Genomic DNA, 20,969 nt, shown 5'->3' with positions numbered 1-20,969 from the left:
TACAGGCGGGGTTTTCCCGCCTTTTTTTTATTAATTTTGTAGCTTATGTCTGTTAAAATATTAGCGATAGAATCATCCTGTGATGATACAGGGGCGGCGGTACTGGTAGATGGAAAGGTATTATCCAATCACATTGCCAATCAGAAAGTACATGAACAGTATGGAGGAGTAGTGCCGGAGCTGGCTTCCAGGGCTCACCAGGAGAACATTGTACCGGTAGTGGATATCGCCCTGCAAACGGCGGGCGTAAAAAGGGAGGAGTTGAGTGCGATTGCGTTTACCCAATCGCCGGGGCTGATAGGTTCCTTGCTGGTAGGGAGTTGCTTTGCCAAGTCTATGGCTATGGCGCTCAACATTCCGCTGATAGGCGTGCACCATATGCAGGCACATGTACTGGCTAATTTTATAGATGATCCCAAACCTGACTTTCCTTTTTTGTGCTTAACTGTTTCCGGTGGTCATACGCAGATCGTTTTATGTGAAAGTCCGTTGCGAATGCGGGTGATCGGCGAAACGCTGGATGATGCCGCCGGTGAAGCCTTTGATAAAAGTGCCAAAATCCTGGGACTGCCTTACCCCGGCGGCCCGTTAATAGATAAATATGCTCAAAGCGGTAACCCTGACCGTTTTAAATTTACGGAACCCCGGATACCTGAGCTGAACTTCAGTTTCAGCGGATTGAAAACGGGGATACTATATTTTCTGCAGGAAAATCAGCAGAAAAATCCCGATTTTATTCAGCAGAATTTGCCGGATATCTGCGCCTCCATACAGCAGCGCATCGTGAGTATCCTGTTAAATAAAGTAGTGAAAGCCGCTGAGGAAACGGGTATACGTGATATCGCCATTGCTGGCGGGGTGAGTGCCAACAGTGGTTTGCGGAAGACCCTGGAACTATATGGGCAAAAACACCACTGGCGTACTTTCATTCCAAAATTTGAGTATTGTACCGACAATGCAGGTATGATTGCGATTACTGCCTATTACAAATTCCTGGCAGGCGATTTTGCTGCATTGGACGTGGTGCCCACGGCGAGAGCAGCGTTTTAGCTTTTAGCTTTTAGCTTTTAGGAAATGCAGCGGAGATCATAATATGTTAATCTCCGCTGCATTTCCTAAAAGCTAAAAGCTAACGGCTAAAAGCTATTTTAAACCAGCTTTGGATAAAATCCTATTCCTTTCCTTGCCTCAATCGATTTAGCTTTATGTCTGGTTATAACAGCAAATTATCTATGAAGAAAATCTTGATTGCTTTACTGGGTCTGGTGATGACCTTTCAACTGGTGTCGGCGCAGGAACTGGCCGCACATACGGAGTGGAAGAACCAGAAATATTCCATGTTCATCCACTGGGGGGCTATTTATTCTACGCTGGGCGGCGTTTGGGAAGGTAAGCCTGTTACCYGGGGGTATAGTGAACAAATACAATCGCATGCTGGTATTTATAGTGATGTTTATGGAGATGTGGCTAAAAGATTCCACCCAGAGCAGTGGAATGCAGACTCGATTGTTTTACTGGCAAAGGCGGCGGGCATGAAATCAGTGGTGATGACATCGAAGCACCATGATGGTTTTTGCATGTTTCATTCTGCTTATACAGATTATAATGTAGTAGATGCCACACCGTTTAAACGTGATGTACTGAAAGAATTATCGGATGCTTGTCAGCGTAACGGCCTGAAGTTCGGGATGTATTTTTCGCTGATCGACTGGCATTTTCCGCAGGCATATCCTATCTCCAGCAGCAATAGTGATCCTATTACACCGGAGCATCATGAATATAATAAGAAACAGGTGACCGAGCTGATGACCAATTACGGTCCGGTGTCAGAAATCTGGTTTGATATGGGTTCCCTGACAGCGCAGCAGAGTAGGGAACTGTCAGAAATAGTACATCGGCTGCAGCCAGGTTGTATGGTGAGTGGGCGTTTGGGCAATGATGCCGGCGATTTTTGTGTGATGGGAGACAATCAGTATCCTGATTATAAAATTGCGTCTGCCTGGCAAACACCGGCTTCTGTGTATGATGAAACATGGGGCTACCGTAGTTGGCAGCAGCATGGTAAAGCGGAAGATAAAGCACATGAGAAACTGGAAGGGCTGATTAAAGTGGTGAGCCGCGGCGGCAACTACCTGTTAAACATCGGGCCACGTGGAGATGGGTCAGTAGTAGATTTTGAAAGAGATGTATTACTGTTGAATGGCACCTGGTTGAAACTCAATGGCGAAGCCATTTACAGCGCATCGGCGAACCCATTTGATACTACTTTTGCCTGGGGAGAAGTCACTACCAAACCCGGTAAATTATACCTGCATTTATTACAGACACCAGCAAACAGGGCTATTATTTTACCTGGATTGAACAGTAAGATCAGCCAGGTGACGCTGCTGAGCAGTGGCAAGCAAGTGCCGGTTAAGATAACCGTCAAAGGTGGCAATACGCATATCCAGCTGCCTGCCGGTTTTACGGCTGCAGACAAAGATATTGCGGTATTATCGCTTACCTGTAAAGACGGGGTGAGTATTACCCCGCAGCATTTGTTGAAGCAGGCTACCCGTTTGACAAGAGATAACGCTACACCGTTATTCAGTTTCTCCGGCGTGGACTACGAAAGCTATTACCGCAGCCAGGTAGGTGATTCCTGGGCGTTTACCGCTACGAAACCAGCCGACCTGCAGTTGATCTACAGCGATGCAGAAAAAGGCAGACGTATTCGTTTTACGTTGAATGGTACTACCAAAGAGGTGTTGCTGAATGGCGGTACTACTACGCCACTGCATAATGATCCGGCTGGTTTGCAGTGGGGGCCTATGTATAGCGCTGGTCCTTTCTGGTCAGGGATTGATGGTACCCATGGATCGGTGAAAGATATAGATCCTGCAAAGCCATGGCCTAATAACGATAGTAAAGCATGGACACTTCACAACGACTGGCAGAATGATGCACTGATAAAATGGGACGCCGACAGAAGTGTAGCACAATATATTTTGCAGGAAATTACCACTGCCAAAGCGGGTAGTTACCTGGTAGGCTTCACCAGTGGAGATGGCGTTGCAGTATATTTGAATGGAGAAGAACAGGTATTACATAATAATCCTGAAAGAGGGGGAGTGGCTACAGAAGTAGTGCTGTTATCTTTGAAAGCAGGCAGGAACCAGTTGGTGGTAAAATCATACAGCCGTTTTGCGAAGCAGTCTGTAGTAGCGATTAACCGCAATGTACCACAGGTATTATATGTGCAGTCGCTGGATGTAGTGGTAAAAGGAAATGGAAAAGTAGAAACGTGTGAGATCCGTGAGGCCGATCCGGTATCTGTGCATCGCAATCTGCGGATGCCTAACCTGGCTGTTGTGATTGATTCAAAATAAAGATGGCGAATACATTTTTTAAATTTAAAGAGTTTACCATTCACCAGGAGCATTGCGCCATGAAGGTGTGTACAGATGCCTGTATTCAAGGCGCTTTTACAGCGCAATACCTGGTGGATAAAAATACAGCGGTGCCGGCTATACTGGATATAGGAGCCGGCACAGGGTTGCTTAGTTTGATGCTGGCGCAGCGTATCCCTGCCACCATCACAGCCGTGGAACTGGATCCTGCCGCGGCACAACAGGCACTGGATAATTTTGCTGCTTCTCCATGGGCCAACCGGTTATCTCTCACGCAAACGGACATACGAAAAATGGATACCGGATTGTCCTATGATTTCATTATTACTAATCCGCCGTTTTATGAAAGTGCACTGAAAAGCGGGCATGCACAGAAAGACCAGGCGATGCATGCCACTAACCTGAGTTACCAGGAGCTGATCAGGGCTATTGACAGGCAGTTGGCCCCATCTGGACAAGTATCCGTACTCCTGCCTTATACGGCTTTTGAGATTTTCCGGGAATTGGCTTTAATAGCCGGATTTCAGCTCCGGGAGGTATTGTATATCCGGCAAAGCGTGAACCATGGCTTTTTCCGGACGGTGGGTATATTTGGCCGGAGCATGGGGGATACCACTATAAAAKAGCTGGCAATACATGATGCCAACCGTTTGTATACCGATGAATTTGTTTCACTGTTGACGCCGTATTACCTGTATCTGTAAGTATTTAGTATCTTTCGCTCCGCTATTTTATCCTTATTATGCACAGAAGAATTGTTTGCTTCTGCCTGTTACTGTTGTCTGTATTTACAGCTACGGCTCAGAAAGAAGTTTATCGATGGTATTTTGGCTATAACGCCGGTATCAACTTTAATACCACGCCCGCCTCTATTCTCACCGATGGGCAAACCTATACCCGTGAAGGGGTGGCCACTATTTGTGATGGCTCCACAGGTGACTTATTATTTTATACAGAAGGAAGCACTGTATGGAACGCAAAACACCAGGTAATGCCTGATGGTACAGGGTTACAGGGAGATCCTTCCAGTTCTCAGTCCGCAGTGGTTGTGCCCTTTCCCGGACATCCGGGACAGTATTACTTGTTTACTACCATGACCGACAAAGGATTTCGCTACAATTTGGTGGATATGGCGTTGGACAATGGCATGGGAGATATTGTTCCCGGCACAAAAAATACAGCGTTGCTGAGTAATAACCTGAGTACAGAGAAAATAAGTGCTACCCGGCATTGTAACGGAAGGGATTTTTGGGTGATAACCCATGCGGTGGGAAGTGCTGATTATTACGTGTACCTGGTTACATCGGCGGGTATATCAGCGCCTTCGGTGTATACCACCGGTGCAGTTATTCATTCCGGGGGCTGGGAAGAAGCAGGGATACTCAAATTTTCCGATGATGGGGGAACACTTGTACATACTTTAGCTGCCATGCAGCAAGGACAAATGAGCAAGGTCGATCTTTTAAAATTCAATAATACCACAGGCGTCATCAGTGCGCCGTTCGAAACACTTAATGTGGTTTTCCCTTTAGGCACGGAATTTTCATCCGACGGAAAGTTGCTGTATGTAGTGAGCATGAATTATAAGATATGGAGCCGTATTTATCAATATGACCTTACCGCGGCGAATGTGAATGCGTCTCAGATAACGGTGGCCAGTGTTATCAGTCCTTTGCAGATAGGAAGTATTCAGATGGGACCGGACAGGCGTATCTATGTTGGATATGAAAAGATAAGTGGTTATCGGTATGTAGGTCTTATTCACCAGTCGGATGTGAGGGGAATGGGCTGTAATTTTGAACAGGATGGGATGGACATGGATCCCACTGGTCAGGGCCTGCGGAAAACATCGGTGTGTTTTCCCACTTTTGTAAACAGCTTTTTATATGTTCCGGCAGATTTTACGGTTTCGAATATTTGTGAAGGAACGCCCACTTTTAAGCTGGTCAATGAAACCGGGGTAACGAATGTGGTGTGGGATTTTGGCGATGGCACCACCTCTACAGCGCTGTCTCCTCAACATATATATGCCAGTGATAAAACATATACAGTAAAAGCAACGGTAACACAGCACTGTAGTACAGACGAAAAAGTACAGCAGATAACCATAGGCGGTGGTACAAAGGAAGCGGTCACCACATCCATTTGTAGTGGCGATACTTATATTTTGCCGGATGGGAAAAATGTAAGTACCGCCGGTACTTATGTGAGCACTTTAAAAAGAAAACTCAATACCTGTGACAGCGTAATCACTACTACCTTAAAAGTATTGCCGTCATATCATTTAAAAGAAGATGTCAAGATTTGCAGTGGACAGGAATATCAGCTGGCAGACGGGCGTAAAGTAAATGTTGGCGGAACTTATGTTGCGTCGGTTAAAACCTACCAGGGCTGCGATAGCATTATTACCACTACCCTGACTGTACCTCCCACCGATTACCAGGTAAGGGCTGCTTTTTGCCAGGGCAGCAATTATCAGTTGCCGGATGGAAGGGTAGTTGATAAAGCTGCTACCTATCGTTCTGCATTTACCTCTTCGCTGGGTTGCGATAGTATCATCACTACTATATTGACAATGAATCCTATTTATAATATCCGTGAAGAGATCAATATTTGCGAAGGGAATACTTATGCGCTACCGGATGGCCGCATCGTGAAAACCGCCGGGCAGTACACCTCAAATCTCGCTACCTATCTGGGTTGCGATAGCATTATTGTTTCACAGGTAAATATCCATCCCAATTACCGGATTTCGAAAGAGGTGAGTGTGTGCAATAACGTACCCTATACCTTGCCGGATGGCCGTGTTGTTTCCAAATCGGGTACCTATGTTTCACCGCTGCGTACTTACCAGGGGTGTGATAGTATTATCACTACCCGGTTAACAGTATTGCCGGTCTATAGTAAGGAAGTATATGATACGGTGTGTAACGGTCGCCCCTATACGTTGCCGGACGGCAGACAGGTATTTACCGCCAACACGTATACCAGCAAGTTTTTTTCCATATATGGCTGTGACAGCATCGTTACTACTTACCTGTCGTTAAAGGAAAAACCCAGGGTAACGATGGCGGCGGAAGTTTGTCTGTTTGCCGGTCGGCCACTTACGATCACTGTTCAACCGGGATTTGATAAGTATATATGGGAAAATGGTGCCACCGGAAATGTGCATGTTATCCGCTATCCTGGTATATACCAGGTAGACGTTATCAATGAATGTGGCACGACTACCTTGCGAACTTTGGCAAAGGACTGTTCGGTAGATTTGTTTTTGCCGACTGCATTTACACCTAACGGAGATGGACAGAATGATATATTCCGGTTACGTACACCTAATGGACAGGTATTGCTGGAGTTCAGGGTATTTAACCGTTGGGGGATGGAAGTCTTTTCTGCCGACAACCTGTCACAGGGGTGGGACGGTACCTTTAAGGGAGCGTTGCAGCCTGCAGGCAGCTATGTATATTTTGTCCGGTATAAAAACATAGACGGTATAGAGAAGCAGCTGAAAGGGGCGGTTCATTTGTTACGATAATTCATCGGGAGATACCTTTTGCATAATCTTCCAGGTAATCAAATCCTGGTGTGAGTGCTCCTTTACTGGCGATGGTGGCATGACTGATCATGTCGCTGTCGTTTCTCAGTAATTCTTCAAATACATATTTCATGAGTTGATCACCGAAGTACTGGGAAGCATCCCGGGGCAGTTCGTTGGGTAAATTGCTGACGCACATCATGTCGATGGTGTCAGGCAGATAGGGTGCTGTTTGCTCCATTGTATCCTTTGTAACGCCGTATACGGGGTCTTCTATGGTACTATCTCCCAGGTTGCAGGGGATAGAGCCATTGGTATCATCTGTGATGTCAGCAATGACCTGTATGCGGAAATTATCTTTTTTCAGGTCCTCGGCGAGGAAGAGGGGAGGGATATTATGGTCCCAGTAGATGCCGTTCATCAGGATATCGCTGGCGGTAACATAAGGGAGGAAGCGGCATTCGTAGTTTTCCGGATGTGCGTGAAAATCGGCCCTGCTATATGTTTTATCATCTTTTTTCAGGTATAGTTCTCCTGCTTTCAATTGTGTATATACGGGATAGGCGTAGCTGTTAATCAGGTATTCTTCCGGCGGGAGGTATTTGATGCCGAGCAGGCCCATGATTTCCAAAGCCCCGGCAGCAACGCGTCCGGAGCCGGTAATCACGATTTTTACGGGCGGCAGTTTGATGCCGAAGTAATGCGCGATCAGTTCCTGGAAGTCGTGGCAGGTATGTACTCTTTTAAAGTGAAAGCTTTTTGTTTTTTCGCCATAAGCCATCAATCCATTGTGCGCCCCCACAATACCGGCAAAGAAGCCGAAGCCCAGGATGCGTTGTCCATCAGGATGTACAAGGCATTCATAGTCGATCAGCGTAATATTTTTTTGCAGAATCGTTTGCAGCATGTGTTGGTTATGTGGCTGTTTCTTTTTGGTATGGCTGAAGAAAAGGTAGGTTTTACCTGCTATCAGTTTATCTACGGGAACCTCTTTAATACCCAGGAGTATGGCGCATCCGGAGAGATCTTCCTGCAATGGGATACCGGCTTTTTCATACTCTTCATCCGTAAAGCAACGCAGGGGAGATGGTTGTACGTATAGCCGTACCTGTGGGAAATGGTGCATGATCCACTGGCATTGTTTGGGAGTAAAGGCCACCCTGTTATCATGTGGATGTTTATCTTCCCGGATCAGTCCTATATGTATCGTGTTTTCCATCTTTGAATTTACAGTATTTTAATGAACCGGGAGATGCCGGAAATGTTAAGGTGTAATGGCCATAGGGGTGGTTTTTAGGAGAAAAATAGCGAGTTGAAGAAAAAAGTTTTACGAATAAAATAGAGCGTGTTGATTGATTGTAATTGTTTGTGGTGGCTGATTTTGCAGGTATTTGGTGCCGGGGTTCAGCCTTTTGTTCCCCATTTTTTTCTTACTGAAATGAAAAAAAATCTTGGAGAATAAAAAAGAGTTTCTATATTTGCATCCCGCAATTGACGCGGAGAGTTCTTATAAAATGATTGCCCAGATGGCGGAATTGGTAGACGCGCTAGACTCAAAATCTTGTTTTCGAAAGGGAGTGCAGGTTCGATTCCTGTTCTGGGCACCCTGATTATCAATGTCTTAAGAAGGCTCACGAAAGTGGGCCTTTTTTATTTGGACAAAATTTCCATTCCATTATTGCCGTAAGGTGTTAGAGAACTTTACTTATTCTAAGTTAGCTCATGTATGTTAGGCGTTTTTCATGTTAACGATAAATCTTCCTCTTTAAATCAATTTGCCTTGTCCTGAAATGAAAGAGTAGCATATTTTGCGGCATAGGGTAATAGTAAAGATGAGTGTATTCATGCTATTTTCCCTTTGCCTATTCTTCCGGATTGAGTGAACCTCCTGAAAAAATCGAAAAAAAATCCTTTTTATATACCTCGCCCAATGGTATCTCAAATTCGCGGAGGTAGATATTGCGGTGATCAAATGAATCAATATAGTTTGTATTCACTACATAGGACTTACTGACACGTAGGAAAAGACGTTGTGGAAGCTTCTGATGGATGGTTTTTAAATTCATGGCAGTAATAAGTTTCAGCGTACCGACATAGATCACCACGTAGTCCTTTAACCCTTCTATGAACTTGATATCATCAAAGTTGACCCTATGGAATTTTCGCTCTGATTTAATCAGTAAGTAGTCAACCGTGTTGGATTCAATAATGCTTTTTTCCGTATCATCTGAAAGCAATTTTTTATATACTTCTGCTTTATTGATAGCTTTCTCCAACCTGGATTTTTCTATGGGTTTGAGCAGGTAGTCGATGGCATCCAGCTCGTAACTCTTTAAGGCATACTGTGGATAGGCCGTAGTGAAAATGATAAGAGTTTGCCTGGGCAATTGTGCGGCAAATTGCAATCCTGTTACCATTGGCATTTCAATATCGAGGAAAATAAGGTCTACCTCATTTTCAATTAAGAAATTCAGCGCGGTGGGGGCATTGGAGAAATTCCCCAATATTTCTATCTGGGATACTTCTTTGATCAATGTCTGCATTTGTTCTCTAGCCAGTGGCTCATCATCAACAATGATACAGTTCATATCGGTATTATTAGTTTCACATTAAATTCGTTTCCAGTGGAAGTGATTTCAAGAAGATGCTTATCGCCATATAAAAGTTTAAGCCGCCTTTTAATATTCGCTAACCCTAATCCGCTGTTTTTTTCATCAGAAGGTATATATTCCGGGTCTGTCGAATTAACGCAATGAAAGTAAAGTTTATCATCTTTAACCGTTATGCAAATCCTGATGTAAGATTCTGCCCCACTTATATTTACACTATGCTTTACGGCATTTTCAACAAAGGTAGTGAAAAGGTTGGGCGGCAAAAAGACACGGTTAAGTATTGAAACATCAGTGTGGCTTTCGAAACTGACCGTCAGGTTGTCTCTTCTGAGTTTCTCCAAGTCAAGAAAATTGGATAGAAAATCGACCTCAGATCTTAGTAATGTTTTTCCCTCATTGTTCTCATAAAGCTGGTAGCGCAGGAATTCGGATAGCTTCATGATGACAACATCTGCTTTCTCCGGATCGCTGTGTACTAGTGCTCTTATTCCATTGAGCATGTTAAAGAGGAAATGGGGATTGATCTGGTTCCGCAATTCGTTCAGTTCCATGGTCAGGGTGATATTCCTTAACTCAGTAATCCTTTCATTATCCCTCATCCACCGCTGGAACAGCTTTATCATCGTGGTGATCAGGATGATCGGGGTTAACATGATCATTCCTTCATAATAGCTCCTATTACCTACCATTTTATGTTGCTGGCCTGGTAATTCCCCAGATATCAGGAACGTATGTAATGAAATGGACATGAATACGATAAATGCGGCAACGAGCAAAAACAGGAATGCCAGGTAAAGTATGTACCGCCCTTTGAAAAAGAACCTGGGAACCAGTACATTCATGTTGATATAGCACATCATTATCAGGGATCCATACACGCATAGCAACCTGAAATACCTGTAAGAACCAGCGTACTCCGAGATTTCGCTGGCAAAGAAAATCATAGCCAGGGTTCCCAGCAACAACACAGCATGACGTAATAACTTATATCGATCGTCAACAATCAGTTGTATCACCTTCGTTTTCTTTAACTCCGGATGTTCGTGTTTCATGATATCCCAGGATCTGTTGAATCTCAGACAAAGGTAAAACGATATATCCGATGACTATGAGAATTTATACAAACCCTGTCTTTTGTTATACCAAATTCCGATCGGAAATGATTTGATATAAAATGTAACCAGCTTGGTATAAAAAGGAAAAACTGCTATACTATTAATCCTTTCTTTGCCCCGTATCTTATTAAAGGGCTATGAATATCATCACAAAATAAGGTGACTGTGTTGTACGATAAGATCTTTTATTCAATTTTTCCTGGTCTATAAGTAAGTGTATCAAATAAGGAGTATGGATAGTATAAAAAATGTAGTATTATCAGTGGTCGGCTTGCTGACTTTATCAGTAGTTTGTTTTTCGCAGAACAGGGATAGCATTCCTGGGAGTGTAATGGATAGTATAAATATGCCGAAAAGGGTAGTGGCTTATGCCGCTGATAAGTTCGCTATTACACGTCCCTTCAATATTGAATTTATTCATGCTGCTCCATATAGCTTTTCCTCCAAAAAAGGAGAGAAGCCTTTACCGGAAAGTAAGATTAACAACTTTTCGCAGGTGAAAGTGAGCGCCAATATTAACTTTATAAAGAGAAGGAATTGGCTTTTAGGTGCTACAGTCGGTTATAGATACACCAATGTACAAGCCGGTTTAATAATGCCTGTTGGAGGTAGTACCATAACTGAGAGTGATTTCCATTACCTTTTTTCGGCAATCAATTTCACCTATTTTTCAACTTTGTTTAATAAACGAATGATCTATAATTCCAGCATTTTTGTAGATGGCAGTGATAAGTATATTGAAAGGGTTAAAGGGGTATTGGCAGGAACAATGGTGTTGAAGGCTAATCAACGTACAAAAATGACAACCGGGATACTCCTAAGCATTGACCCGAGTGCGCAGACTCCCATCATGCCTACTTTTTCCTATGAACATAAATTCAATAATGGACTGATTGCGGATATTAACTTCCCCAAAAACCTGTATCTCAGAAAACATGTATTGACCAACGGCAGGATGTCATTGGGGGCGGAAATCGATAGGACATCTTTTTACCTGTACAATATAGATGGCACCTCTCAAAAGTATGAGTACAGACAATTAGATATTAACTCTGGATTAACCTATGAACATCTCATAGCAAAGTATTTTGTACTCACGGCAAAAACGGGGATGAAGTTAACCACGTCAGGCAGACTGTTTCGCAAGGAAGATTCATTCGGATCTCCTGTATACCAGACCAGCCCCGATCCGACTTTTTATTTTAATGTTGGGGTATCGTTTAACCCTTTTTCGCTTATAGGGAGGAACAAGTAATGTACAGCAATCACCTTATGATGATGGTAAATGTTTTCAAAACAAATGTTCAATCTGCGGTTGCAGCGGGGAATATAATGAATGATCTCTTGCAGATATATCCATACCTGAGGATAACTTTTGATCTGGAAGATGAAGACAAAATTATGAGAGTAGAAGGAATTTTCTTTAAGGCAGATGATGTTATTAGCTGCCTTAAAGAAAATGGTTATTGCGGAGTTTATCTGCCAATGGATTTTGATCAATAGCCGGGATTTTACTTTACTAATTTACTTTGAGAGTATGGGACCGTGCCACGGTGTTGTGGTCATGAAATTCTCATTTGATGGCAGGACTTATATCAACTACTTAGGCCGCTGGATGTGAGGCCTAAGTAGTTGATATAAGCCGTAGTGTCCTGTTATTTTACTTCAACTCCTTTTTGTAACCGGCAAGTTTCTTCTCAGATTCTTTAATGGTATCTTCCATGATGAAACCAGCGAATTTACCTTCCTTCAGGAATTGTCGGGCAGTTGCAATTGCCTTCTCCTGGTATTGCACCGCGCTTTCGTAATCATTCATATTTGCATATGCGCCGGCCATCTCCTCGTAAACCATGGATGCCGGGAACTGGGGCACTTCCAGTTGTGTATTCAGCAACTCTAAAGCATATTCATAAGTTGACTTCTTCCATCCTTTTTGCCTCGCAATTACTGCAGCGGTAGAACCTACATATCCAGGTTTAGTAGCTTGCCATGGTCTTACAAAGGCCATTGCCGTATCTTCATTAACATGTTCCAATAAGGTTTGGAACTTAAAGAAACCGAATGTTCCGGCAAAGGCAGGCATGGTGCCAATGCCTGAATCCAGTAGCTGAATGGCCTTGCTGTACTGCTTATCTGCAACAGCTTTTTCATATTCCTTCATGAGGTTTTGAAAGGGCACAGCAGCAGCGTCTGACTCTTCATTTCTTTCCTGTAACTTCTTCCTGGTAGCAGCTACATCGTAATTTCCTGACATTACTACATTTACAACAGAATCCAGCTCGATCGGATGTCCTATCCACAGAATAATTCCATCCTTCACCATAAATGTACAGGGAATGCCTTCCTGTCCGGCAGCCTTCATCCATTCATTTCCCATAAACTGGTCTTTGCTGTCAGTGATAACATTGAAGTCCATTTTGTTGCCTATGCCGTTTACAAATTTGCTGACTTTGGGAAGAGAAGACTCATAAGGTTTGTCACCGGTTTTTTCCCAGATATTCACAGCAATTACGGTAGCCTCTTTTTTGCGTTCCCTGGCAAATTCAGAAAGATGTGGCATAGATGCAATGCAGGGGCCGCACCAGGTTGCCCAGAACTCGAAAAGATAAAGATGGCCCTTCTTGTACTCCTTAACAGGTGTACCTTTTAACCATTTTCCGTAACGAATCTCCGGCGCTTTGTCGCCCACAAATAATTTGGCCTTTTCCTGTCCCACGGAAATCAGCGTGAAACAAAGAATGGAAAGAAAAGTCAAACCCACGGTTCTTGAAAGTTTCATTCTGTAACTCATTTTTTGTTGGTTTTTGAAATTTGAAATGCAAAATATTATCCCGTAGAAGCCTTTAGGCTTCTATGAAAAAGTATTATTGTAAATAAGGCGCTTTAAAAGTTTGGAACGGTTAACACCACTTTGGGATCGTTAGACTGAATGATTAACTCTTTCCCGTTATTGTCGGCCGCCTTCCGGATCATTGGCAATCCGTTGCGGAAATAATCATATCCGGCATGCCCCTCAAAAGCGAGCTCCATACGCCTTTCCTTGAGAATAGCGGCAAGCAGATCCTGATCGGAGATGCTGGCAATGTCCGATTCAGGCAGCCCTGCACGGGTGTGGATGCTGTGGAGGTCGGCCCTGGCCATCGTGTAATTCTTCATTTTAGCATAAGCTTCGGCTCTGTTCAGGTACAATTCACCGGTGCGCAAAAAGATGTTGGGAGCTCGCGTGAGAAGCTGGTTAAGCAATACCAGTAATTTGGTGGTTTCGGTTAGTCCGGTTGCGGGATTAACCCTGAAAAAACTACTGCGTATATCCTGTGCAACKAACAATTGTTTAAGGTCTGAGGTAGGCATAAAAATCCCGCCCAATCCATACACTGGATCATAGTTGTACAGAATGCCGATTCGGGTATTGCCTGTCATATTGTCAAAGGCAAAGATGATCTCTTTATTGGCCGCAAATTTAGCGCGGCCAATGGATCCATCCTGATCATCGGCAAACAGATTTTTATAGTCGTTTCCTTGCAGCAATGCAAATTTTCCTCCGTTTTGAGTCAATGCACTGTCTGCATAGGTAACGGCTGCCTGATTATACGTAGCATCCGGACTGGTGATGTTACCGCCCATATACAAATACACCCTTGATAATAATGCCCAGGCAGCCTCTTTGCTGGCAAAGCTGTTTGTCTTTACCACTGGGGTTTTCATCAATTGCGCTGCTATTTTCAATTCTTCTGTGATATAATCATACACTTCCTTAACAGTAGATGGTGCAGGTATCTCCTTTAAATCACTTGTCTTTTTTAATGCAACACCGGAACTGTTTGCAGCATTCTGATAGTAAGGCTTGCCGTATAATCTGATCAGGTTAAAATAAGTAAGTGCTCTCAGGAAACGATTTTCGCCTTTTGCGTACAACACGTTATTCCGGTCGGCTTCGGATGAGGCGGCGAGACTTGTTTTCTCGAAAATAGCAATCCCCTCCAATGTGGTATTAATGCTTACAATTAACTGGTAAGAGCCGCGATAAAAGTCATTGCTGAAGCCGAGTGTTGGGCTGTTACTGTTTTGATAGAAGAATCCATCTGTCCTTTTTTCCGGAGGTCCGAAAGTGCGTAAGGTTACATTGTTGCCACGGCTTTCGGATAAGTTTACCAATGGTTCGTCGTAAGACGCATTGGAATTATCGCGCAACAAGGAATAATTGCCTACCGTGGCTTCTACAATCCCGGCGGCAGAGGACAATTCGCCGTCCTTGTCAATTTTAATCAGCGGGCTGATCTCATCGATCTTTTTATCGCAAGCTATCGTCAGGAGAGATATCAAAAATATAATGGCGCAATTTTTCATTTTAATACTTTTTAACTATCAACTAAAATGTAACCTGTAGTCCAAATACATATCGCCGTGGGATACTTAACGGGCCACTCGCATTGCCAAAGTCCTGTGCTTGCCCTACAGCAGGCCCTTCGGGACTGGAGGCTATTATGTATTTGTTATAGATGGTGTATAAATTATCACCACTCACATACACCGTGAAGTTTGATAATTTCATGCGGCTGAGTAACGGTTGCGGCAGGTCGTAACTTAACCGGACATTACGAAGCGAGGCGTTACTGGCATCGTGCATATATCTGCTTGATCCGAAAAAGTCAGTAGTTGCCTGGTAATAAAGTTCCGGCTCCGTAGCGTTGGTTTGTCCGGGTCTTGTCCAGGGGATCTGGCTTTTAGTGTAGGCAAGTTGGTTAAGACGATCCAGATTCGCTACCTGTGAAGACGCCGCATAGTTATCGATGATCGTATATTTTAATGCAAAGGTGATCAACACACTCAGTGAAAAATTTTTGTAGGTAAAGGTGTTGGTGAGGCCACCATAGCATCTGGGCTGGAAAGAACCAATTGTTTGAAACTGTCTGCTGTCTGAAGCTGCATCTACTTCAGCAATTGTATTTACATATTCTACACCGACTTTATTTCCTTTAGCATCGAAGATCAGCTTTTCAAATCTCAGCTTTCCTGATTGTGGGTCTACACCGGCGTACTTGACAGCTTTTAATGCATTGATATCATCTCCTTTAAAAAGATAATAACTATTCTCCGGGTAATATCMCTGTCTTAATGAGTCATTGGCTACGTTTACAATCTGATTCTTGTTGAAGCTGATGTTGAAAGAGGTACTCCAAGAGAAATTTTGTCTGTTTATATTCTGAGAATTCAGTACCAGTTCTATCCCTTTGTTATCTACTGTAGCGGCATTCTGCCATTGTGTTGGAAAACCTGACAAAGCTGGTAACAACACTTTCTGTAACAGGTCCTGAGAGCTACGTTTGTAAACGTCTAATGTTGCCGTTAAACGTTTAAAGAACTCCATGTCAATACCCGCACTCCATGAGCTGGTTACTTCCCATCTGAGATCCGGATTACCTAATACTGAAATGGTGGCCGCTCCAGCGCCACTATACGTATATCTTGGATCATACAACGTTCTTGTGAGAAAGTTGTCGCCGAGTTGAGAGCCACTGGTTCCATAGTTCGCCCGTAATTTTAAATAACTGATCCATTTTACATTTTGCAGGAATTTTTCCTCGCTGGCAACCCATGCGCCACCTCCGGAATAGAAAGTACCATAGCGGTTATCACGGCCAAAGCTGCTGGATGCATCTCTGCGTACAGAAGCACTTAAACTGTATTTACCTTCGTAAGTATATCCGGCTTCGCCAAATAAAGAATAAATGGCTTTTACATCTTTTCCGCCCTCAATATTGCCCGCTTTGGTAGTGGGAATACCATAGATGGATAAATCCGCCGGACCACCTATTTCCCTCGCAAGAGAGATAACCGGGTAACCGGCACGCACATGATTTACGTTTACCAGCATGTCTTCAACGGTGGTTTGCCCGAATTCCATGCCCGCCAGGGCACGGAACATATGGTCGCCCGTTTTTTTATTAAAGGTTAATTGATTTGAGGTGAGGTAAGACATCAGGTTGCCGGTGGTGGTACCCAGAAATCCCTGTGGGGCAAAAAAGGAACTGCCTCCGTTGTAAGTTCTCACATCTGTATATCGGGTGTTTTTAGTATAATTAAGATTGCCTGAGTTGGTACTGGAGATACTTAGCCAGTCGGTAATTCTATAATCCAATTTAGCAGACCCGAAAAATAGCTGCGATTGGAGTTTTGAAAAATTATACTGCCTGTTGAACAGGGGATTGTCAACGATCTGCTGCGTTCCTCCCATTTTAAAGTTAAGTGCCTGTGTAACTGAACCATCCGCAGCATAAGGATTTGCCCAGGGGATAAGGGTTTGAATGCTGCCAATGGTGCCACCCTGGTCCTGACGGCCATCATTCATAATGCCATTAATGGAAATGGTGGCTGTAAACCTGTCTGTTAAACGACTTTCAATGTTCAGCCGGAACGTTTTCCGGATTAAACTATTGAGAACACCTGTAGCTTGCTCATTGTAATAAGAGCCGCCCATATAGTATTTGGTACGGTCGTTTCCTCCGCTGACAGACAGGTTTACTTCTGTAGTATTGCTGGTAACGAAAGCGTATTTAGTCCAGTCGTAGGAATTATTCACCTGTTCCTGTGTAGGCAGGCGATAGTCCAAATAATTGTCCAACGTAGGAAACATGGGAGAGAGGCTGGCATTATTCTGCTTATAGTCTTCGGTATAAAAGCGTTTTTGCAGGTCATAGAGCTCCGCACCGTTCAGAAACTTCATGCGCCCGCGATTAGGCTGATTAATTCCGTATTTCACTTCGGCGTTGATCCGTGGTTTAGCATTACTTCCTCTTTTGGTGGTGACTACCAATACGCCCGCTGCTGCCCTTGATCCATAGATAGCAGTAGCAGCTGCGTCTTTCAGTACAATGACATCCTGAATTTCCTGTGGTGTAACCAGCTCTTTCAGATTTTGATTCGGCATAATTACGCCATCCAATACGATGAGTGGGCCGTAGTTGAGCGCGGGTATCACAAATTCGTTGAACTGATCTATACCAACTCCCGCCACGCTACTCTGGCCCCTTACAAATATTTGCCCGCCACTGCTGGTGGGGTCGGCGGCATTTTGTTCAGAAATATACAGACCTGCTGCTCTTCCTTTCAGTAAAGATGCAGGATCAGAAGAGGTAATGCCCCTTCTGATTTCGTCACCTGATATTTTCTGTACAGCCCCGGTCAACTCTCCTGGCTTTTTAGCCATGTAACCGGTAGAAATAACTACTTCTTTCTGCTCGATCACTTCCTGCTGAAGCGTGAAGGCGAGTTCCAATGGTTTATCTGTTACGATCAGTTTTTTACTGATCGTGGAATACCCGATACTGGATATTTCCAGTATATAAGTACCTGGTGGTACATTTGACAATACAAATATCCCATCTTCATTGGTAGTTGTGCCTATCGTTGATGGTTTCAATCTTACTGATACACCGGGCAGCATTTTGCCATCAGGCCCCGCAATAATCCCTTTTATTATCACCAGGGTATTGGCCATATTATTTTCCTGCAAAGCCAGATCGGTGCGGGGGGGCTCTGGTGCTTTAATTGAAAGCGTGATGGAGGTGTTCCTTATACTGTACTTTAATGGTTGCTCCTGAAAGAGCAGGTCGAGAAACTTCAATAATGGTAAGTCTTTGGCCGTAATTGTCACTGGTTTGGCGATAGACAGCAGTTTTTCATCAAAGAAGAAAACATACCCGGTTTGTTTTTCTGCAAGCGACAATACTGTTGATAGGTCTTCGCCCTTAACTGACATAGACACTTTGTCCTGTGCTGCAATGTTTGCACTAACATGCAGTGTGGCAACAAGCATTAAAATAAATGTAATCCTCATAACTCGCAATGTTTGGTAGAGACAACGAGGCCCGGAGCTGCGGGCCCGCATGCTTTTCGCATTTTTTTGCATAATTTTGGTTGGTTTGGTAAATAACAGGATCTATCCAGACTTGACTATTGCCAAATTATAGCCGGATATGTTGACGCATACCGGCTTTTTGTTTTTTGGAACGATTGGTTTTTGATTGTTAATTATATACTACTATTGTTTTTCCCTCCATTCTGAATTTAATATTCACATCCTGTAGCACTTCCAGTACCTGTGCCAGGCTAAGGTCGCGGTTGATTTTTCCTCTGAATGTCCGCGATGGAATTTGTCCCTCATAACGTACATCTACATCGTACCAGCGGCTCAATTCATTCATGACGGCTGGCAGGTTAGACCGGTCGAAGTTAAACAGTCCATGCCTCCACGCCATTACCTGGTCGATGTTGGCATCGTTTACGACCTTCAACTCTGCTTGTCCGGCCGTTGCTTGTTGACCTGGTTTGAGTAATACAGGTGGATGGGCCGGGGTCGACATTGATACGGCGCCTTCCAGCAAGGTGGTTTTAATGATACCTTCCTCCGGATAAGCGTCTACGTTAAAATGAGTACCCAGTACTTTTACCTCAGCCTTACCATTTGCACTTACTTTAAATGGCATTTTCTCATTCTTCGCTACCTCAAAATAGGCTTCCCCACTCATTTCCACCCGGCGCTCCTGCCCCGCGAAAGTAGTTGGATACCGGATCGAGCTGGCCGCGTTTAACCAAACGGTGGTACCATCCGGGAGGATGACTTTAAATTGCCCGCCACGGGGAGTACGCAACGTATTATATGTCACTGCATCCTTATCTGACGAAGCCGCATATACAAGCTGTCCGCCCTGTTGCCGTATTGAAGAGCCGCCCTGTTGTAGCGTGCGATTGCCCGCACTATCCAGTTGCACCACCGAGCCATCGTCCAGGGTAAGCGTAGCGCGCTCATAACCCGGCATTACCTTTTCTGTTTTTGCAATGCCCGTAATTTCCTTCCGATGCTTTAACTGAAAATAGCCGCCTATACTCACAAGAAGCAATACTGCCGCTGCTGCCCAATACCAACGTTGCCTTACAGGTTTCATCCGTACCGGTTTATCAAGAATAGCTGCCAATATGTGGGCGCCACTGGGCGTCTGAACCGTGGTTCCCTGCAGCGCTTCCCAGCGTTGGCGCATGGCCGATTCCAGTAGCACATCGTCCGATTCCATTACTAACTCCATTAACTTCTGGCGGTCGGTCTCAGTGGCCGTACCGTCGAAATAACGATTAAACAATTCAATCAGCTGCTCATTCATGTAGCATAAATTAATGGGTATATATAAATGACACCTGGCTTTTCAAAAAGTATATGGAGAATCTTATTTTTTTTCAAAAAAGAGAGAAAGTAGAAGGGTCAAGGCAAGACCTAATGAAGAACGATCTTTTACGTACTGTGTAATTTGGCTGATGGCCTGCTGCATATATTTTTTAACTGTCGGCAATGCAATTCCCAGTGCTATCGCTATTTCCGCCTGCTTCATTTTGCCGATCCGGTTCATGGTCCATACCTGGCGACAATGTTCCGGTAACTGTGAAATCGCCTGATCTATGAGGGAAAGTTGCCATTCCCTGGTTTCATCCGTTTCGGTGGTCGGGACTTGCCTGGCAAAATCATCTAACAATGTATTGCGGCGCGCCAGGTTGCGCATGGCATTGAGGGCATGATGACGGGTCATCACCCAGAGATAAGGACTGAATCGCTCTACATATTGCAAGGTCTCACGTCCCTGCCAGATCTTCATAAAAATATCCTGTAAAATACTTTCGGTTTCCGGGGCGGATTGGATAATGCGATTGACGTATGTATAAAGTAACGGGTAATATTGGCCGAATATGATAGCATATGCCTGCTCATCGCCTTCTGCTATTCTCGACAATAGTTCTTTTTCGTTATATGTTTGATTGTCTGACACCCGTTAAATGAAACACAATCTAGGAAAATTTCCGAAAACCAGGTGAGTCCGTATTTCGAAATCTTTCCATCGTATCACGGTTCGCTTATGCAAAGCCTTGATATCACCTGCTGAATTCCTCTGTAATGCAGACGGTTTAGCTGTAATAAATAAAGTTTGGCCTTTGATATATGTGCCATCTGAGGATCCTATATATAAGGGCGTTCTTGGTTATGAAAATAAGAAAGTACGTTATCAGGTAGAAGTAAAACAAGAATATTTTTTCTGAATATGAAGTGGCGCAGAAAAAATAATATTTGTCTATATGACAATTAAAATTTATTTTTAACACGACAGATTCCCCGATGGAACCTTCATAGGATTTACTTATACTATTCGGGAAATGGAAGATTTTACGTAAGTGTAATATTAATAGCGCTAATATTATTAAGATAATTGACGTCACCTACAACAACTAGTCATGATAAAGTTTTTAACCGCTTAAATCTCTATAGTTATCTGTT

General features: G+C 43.8%; 14 protein-coding genes and 1 tRNA gene. 7 read left to right on the top strand and 8 right to left on the bottom strand.

Features of this window, described 5'->3' with window-relative positions; translation table 11 throughout:
• Positions 1 to 45 precede the first annotated feature (45 nt).
• The 4 genes from tsaD to AC1DCV_RS04960 all read left to right on the top strand — a co-directional run bounded on the left by tsaD (position 46) and on the right by AC1DCV_RS04960 (position 6,924).
• Complete coding sequence (gene tsaD / locus AC1DCV_RS04975; protein WP_477022143.1) at positions 46 to 1,050, top strand: tRNA (adenosine(37)-N6)-threonylcarbamoyltransferase complex transferase subunit TsaD; 1,005 nt, start codon at positions 46 to 48, stop codon at positions 1,048 to 1,050.
• Between the two features lie 182 nt (positions 1,051 to 1,232).
• Positions 1,233 to 3,368 (top strand): alpha-L-fucosidase, encoded by a 2,136-nt coding sequence (locus AC1DCV_RS04970; RefSeq protein ID WP_477022142.1) that lies wholly within the window; start codon positions 1,233 to 1,235, stop codon positions 3,366 to 3,368.
• 2 nt (positions 3,369 to 3,370) lie between these two features.
• A complete protein-coding gene (locus tag AC1DCV_RS04965; RefSeq protein WP_477022141.1) occupies positions 3,371 to 4,093 on the top strand; it encodes a tRNA1(Val) (adenine(37)-N6)-methyltransferase in 723 nt (240 codons plus the stop codon).
• 38 nt (positions 4,094 to 4,131) lie between these two features.
• Positions 4,132 to 6,924 carry a T9SS type B sorting domain-containing protein gene (locus tag AC1DCV_RS04960; RefSeq protein WP_477022140.1) on the top strand — a complete coding sequence of 931 codons (2,793 nt, stop codon included), beginning with the start codon at positions 4,132 to 4,134 and terminating at the stop codon, positions 6,922 to 6,924.
• Between the two features lies 1 nt (position 6,925).
• Here AC1DCV_RS04960 and AC1DCV_RS04955 read toward each other — a convergent pair whose 3' ends face one another.
• A complete protein-coding gene (locus AC1DCV_RS04955) occupies positions 6,926 to 8,143 on the bottom strand; it encodes an NAD(P)-dependent oxidoreductase (protein ID WP_477022139.1) in 1,218 nt (405 codons plus the stop codon).
• Between the two features lie 301 nt (positions 8,144 to 8,444).
• Between AC1DCV_RS04955 and AC1DCV_RS04950 the strand changes: the two genes are divergently transcribed.
• Positions 8,445 to 8,528 (top strand) — tRNA-Leu (locus AC1DCV_RS04950).
• A gap of 258 nt (positions 8,529 to 8,786) precedes the next feature.
• Here AC1DCV_RS04950 and AC1DCV_RS04945 read toward each other — a convergent pair.
• Positions 8,787 to 9,512, bottom strand: a complete 726-nt coding sequence (locus AC1DCV_RS04945) for a LytR/AlgR family response regulator transcription factor (RefSeq protein WP_477022138.1) — start codon at positions 9,510 to 9,512, stop codon at positions 8,787 to 8,789.
• Positions 9,509 to 10,588: a sensor histidine kinase gene (locus AC1DCV_RS04940; RefSeq protein WP_477022137.1), complete on the bottom strand. Its 1,080-nt coding sequence runs from the start codon at positions 10,586 to 10,588 to the stop codon at positions 9,509 to 9,511. The genes AC1DCV_RS04945 and AC1DCV_RS04940 overlap by 4 nt, the downstream gene beginning before the upstream one ends.
• 295 nt (positions 10,589 to 10,883) lie before the next feature.
• Between AC1DCV_RS04940 and AC1DCV_RS04935 the strand changes: the two genes are divergently transcribed.
• Both AC1DCV_RS04935 and AC1DCV_RS04930 read left to right on the top strand, forming a co-directional pair.
• The gene (locus AC1DCV_RS04935; RefSeq protein ID WP_477022136.1) at positions 10,884 to 11,906 is read left to right on the top strand and encodes a hypothetical protein; all 1,023 of its coding nucleotides are present in this window, start codon (positions 10,884 to 10,886) and stop codon (positions 11,904 to 11,906) included.
• A 17-nt stretch (positions 11,907 to 11,923) separates the two neighbouring features.
• The gene (locus AC1DCV_RS04930; protein ID WP_477022135.1) at positions 11,924 to 12,154 is read left to right on the top strand and encodes a hypothetical protein; all 231 of its coding nucleotides are present in this window, start codon (positions 11,924 to 11,926) and stop codon (positions 12,152 to 12,154) included.
• Between the two features lie 157 nt (positions 12,155 to 12,311).
• On the opposite strand, the gene AC1DCV_RS04925 is transcribed toward AC1DCV_RS04930, so the two are convergent.
• The 5 genes from AC1DCV_RS04925 to AC1DCV_RS04905 all read right to left on the bottom strand — a co-directional run bounded on the left by AC1DCV_RS04925 (position 12,312) and on the right by AC1DCV_RS04905 (position 20,466).
• Positions 12,312 to 13,430 carry a redoxin family protein gene (locus AC1DCV_RS04925; RefSeq protein ID WP_477022134.1) on the bottom strand — a complete coding sequence of 373 codons (1,119 nt, stop codon included), beginning with the start codon at positions 13,428 to 13,430 and terminating at the stop codon, positions 12,312 to 12,314.
• Between the two features lie 104 nt (positions 13,431 to 13,534).
• A complete protein-coding gene (locus tag AC1DCV_RS04920) occupies positions 13,535 to 14,998 on the bottom strand; it encodes a RagB/SusD family nutrient uptake outer membrane protein (RefSeq protein ID WP_477022133.1) in 1,464 nt (487 codons plus the stop codon).
• Positions 14,999 to 15,020: 22 nt separating this feature from the next.
• Positions 15,021 to 18,488 (bottom strand): SusC/RagA family TonB-linked outer membrane protein, encoded by a 3,468-nt coding sequence (locus AC1DCV_RS04915; protein WP_477022132.1) that lies wholly within the window; start codon positions 18,486 to 18,488, stop codon positions 15,021 to 15,023.
• A gap of 190 nt (positions 18,489 to 18,678) precedes the next feature.
• On the bottom strand, positions 18,679 to 19,809 hold the full coding sequence (locus AC1DCV_RS04910; protein WP_477022131.1) for a FecR family protein: 1,131 nt from the start codon (positions 19,807 to 19,809) through the stop codon (positions 18,679 to 18,681).
• A gap of 63 nt (positions 19,810 to 19,872) precedes the next feature.
• On the bottom strand, positions 19,873 to 20,466 hold the full coding sequence (locus AC1DCV_RS04905) for an RNA polymerase sigma factor (protein WP_477022130.1): 594 nt from the start codon (positions 20,464 to 20,466) through the stop codon (positions 19,873 to 19,875).
• Positions 20,467 to 20,969 lie beyond the last annotated feature (503 nt).

Source organism: Chitinophaga sp. 10T418 (genome assembly GCF_056394125.1).
Note: the sequence above shows the minus strand (reverse complement) of the source record. Positions and strands in the feature narration are given on the sequence as shown.